A 2,437-nucleotide genomic window follows, 5' to 3' on the forward strand; every position below is an offset into this window, starting at 1 on the left:
ACCGACGCCTCGATCAACCCGGGCAACTCCGGCGGTGCGCTGGTCAACCTGCAGGGCCAGCTGGTGGGCATCAATACCGCCAGCTTCAATCCGCAGGGCAGCATGGCCGGCAACATCGGCCTGGGCCTGGCCATTCCGTCCAACCTGGCACGCGACGTGGTGGACCAGCTGGTCAAGCATGGCGTGGTGGTACGCGGCACGCTGGGCGTGGAAGCGCAGAACCTGACCCAGCAGATCGCCCAGGGCCTGGGCTTGAACGAAGCGCGCGGCGCGCTGGTCACGCGGGTACTGGCCGGCTCCGGCGCGGCCGCCGCCGGCCTGCGCCCGGGCGATGTGGTGGTGTCGGCCAACGGCCAGCGCGTGGACAGCGCGCAGGCGCTGCACAACATTGAAGGCCTGGCGCCGGTGGGCAGCACGCTCACCCTGGATATCCGCCGCGACGGCAAGGCGCAGCAGCTCAAGGCCACGCTGAAGGAACAGGCGCGCGCGGTCAGCGGCGACACGCTCGACCCGCGCCTGGCCGGGGCCACCTTCGTGGACCTGCCCGAGTCGCTGCGCCAGGCCGGCATCAGCGGCGTGCAGGTCAGCGAGGTCAAGCGCGGCAGCCGCGCGGCCAGCTCGGGCCTTGCCGCCGGCGATGTGATCACCGAAACCACCGCCGGCGAGTTCGCCGACCTGGCCAGCTGGCGCGCCAACTTCCAGCAACGCCCGCCGCAGCTGGTGCTGCGCATCGTGCGCGGCAACACGCCCGGCGTGCTGGTGATGCGCTGAACCGGTCAGCCGGCCTTCGCGCGCATCTCACGCCAGCTAACACCCTCTACACCCGGCCGATGCTATTACCTTGAGTTCGTTACCGCGGTTCCTGCCCGGTCACCTTCCCCATCGCACATAACGGAGAGTCACGATGAGCCCCACCAATACCGAAAACCTGAAGGAACACCTGGGCGAAGCCGGTTCGCACCTGAAGTCGGCCGCCACCGCTGCAGGCGGCGCGATCAAGGGCGCCACCGGTGCCGCGGGCGACGAACTGCGGATCGGCAAGGCCAACGTCAAGGCCGAGCTGTCCGACACCGCGCTGTCGGGCCTGGCTGCCGCCGAGTTCGGTGGTGCCGCCGCCAAGGAGCAGGTCGATGCCCTGATGGACAAGGGCAAGGACCTGGTGGACAGCGCCGCCGAGCTCATCCGCGAGCGTCCGCTGGCCTCCTTCGGCGTCGCCTTCGCCGCCGGCTGGATCATCGCCAAGCTGGCCCGCAGCGGCGGCGACAAGTAATCCGGCGTGAGCGATCAAGCCCAGTCGACCGCCACCGGTGGCGCGGACGCCCCGCCACCGGACGGCGCTGAGAAGGCGCCCCACCTGGATGAAAGCATCCGCCAGGTGGGTGCCGCCGGTCGTGACACCGTGGAGTCGGCCAAGCACACGCTGCGGTCACTGCGCCGGTTGGCCTCGGCCGATTTCGCGCTGGCGCGCAGTGCCTTCGGGCGGGCGCTGGCGTGGAGTGGCGTAGCGATCGTGTTCGGTGCGTCGGCCTGGCTGTTGCTGGCCGGCACGCTGATCGCGCTGATGGTGCGCTGGGGCATGACCTGGTTCCACTCGCTGCTGATCACCTCGATCCTCAGCCTGATCGTGACCGGCTATGCCATGTGGCGGGTGTCGTTCTTCTTCCGCCATACCGGCATGCATGCCACCCGTCGCCAGTTGTCGCGGCTGGGGCTGTATGACGAACCGAGCGAAGAAGATCCCGATGCCGACGTCGATACGACGGGGGCCAAGCGATGAATTTTGAAGCCTTGCGGCAACGCGTGCAGCGTGCCGAACTGGTCGTGGCGGTGCGGGTGGAGAAAACCCGCAGCAGCTGGTTCACCCTCAGCGACGCATGGCGGGCCGGTTGGACGCCGTTGCGCATCATCACCGTGGGCCTGGCCGGCGGTTTCCTGGCCGGCAAGCTGGAGCCCACCGGGCTCGGGGCGAAGGTCCAGGGCGCGCGCTGGCTGCAGATGATCGGCTCGGTGTCCAACCTGTTGGCCAGTACCCAGGCCGCGTTTGCGTCGATGCAGGCCAGTGAAGCGGCCGACACCGCCGAGCAGGCCGCCGACAAGGTGGATGATGCGGTGGACGGCGTGCCGCGCCAGCCACCCGCGCCACGCGCCGCAGCCGCTGCAGCACCGCGTGTCGACGCCGGTGACCAGCGCCAACCGCAGCCGGCCGAAGCGGCGACGGATCTTTCCGAACGCTGAGTCCGGCCGATCCGCCGGGGTAATGCATCTGAAGCCCTGCCGCCCACCGCGGCGGGGTTTTTTATTGCGTGCCGCGCAGACGGCTGGCTGGGGTGTATCCCGCGCCGGCGCGGATGCGTTTTGACCCCGCCACCAACACGCCGCCCGCACCTGGCTTGCCCAATAATGGCGCACCTTTCCTGCCCGGCGCCCGCATGAGCGT

4 protein-coding genes are annotated in these 2,437 nt (G+C 69.6%); all 4 read left to right on the top strand.

Features of this window, described 5'->3' with window-relative positions:
- A partial coding sequence (locus DBR34_RS13510; RefSeq protein ID WP_128097176.1) for a PDZ domain-containing protein occupies positions 1-771 on the top strand: 771 nt, incomplete at its 5' end.
- 133 nt (positions 772-904) lie between these two features.
- Complete coding sequence (locus tag DBR34_RS13515; RefSeq protein WP_019185548.1) at positions 905-1,270, top strand: hypothetical protein; 366 nt, start codon at positions 905-907, stop codon at positions 1,268-1,270.
- A gap of 6 nt (positions 1,271-1,276) precedes the next feature.
- Entirely contained in the window at positions 1,277-1,777 is a 501-nt protein-coding gene (locus DBR34_RS13520) for a phage holin family protein (RefSeq protein ID WP_181394004.1), read from the top strand.
- Entirely contained in the window at positions 1,774-2,235 is a 462-nt protein-coding gene (locus DBR34_RS13525; protein ID WP_128097177.1) for a protein sip-5, read from the top strand. Before DBR34_RS13520 ends, DBR34_RS13525 begins: the two co-directional genes overlap by 4 nt.
- Positions 2,236-2,437: the final 202 nt, after the last annotated feature.

Origin of the sequence: Stenotrophomonas sp. HMWF003 (genome assembly GCF_003061285.1) — a bacterium.
GTDB lineage: Bacteria > Pseudomonadota > Gammaproteobacteria > Xanthomonadales > Xanthomonadaceae > Stenotrophomonas > Stenotrophomonas maltophilia_AP.

Bases quoted from the DNA above. Each gene is read 5' to 3' on its own strand.
- DBR34_RS13515 (WP_019185548.1), top strand. From the start codon at position 905: ATGAGCCCCACCAATACCGAAAACCTGAAGGAACACCTGGGCGAAGCC.
- DBR34_RS13525 (WP_128097177.1), top strand. From the start codon at position 1,774: ATGAATTTTGAAGCCTTGCGGCAACGCGTGCAGCGTGCCGAACTGGTC.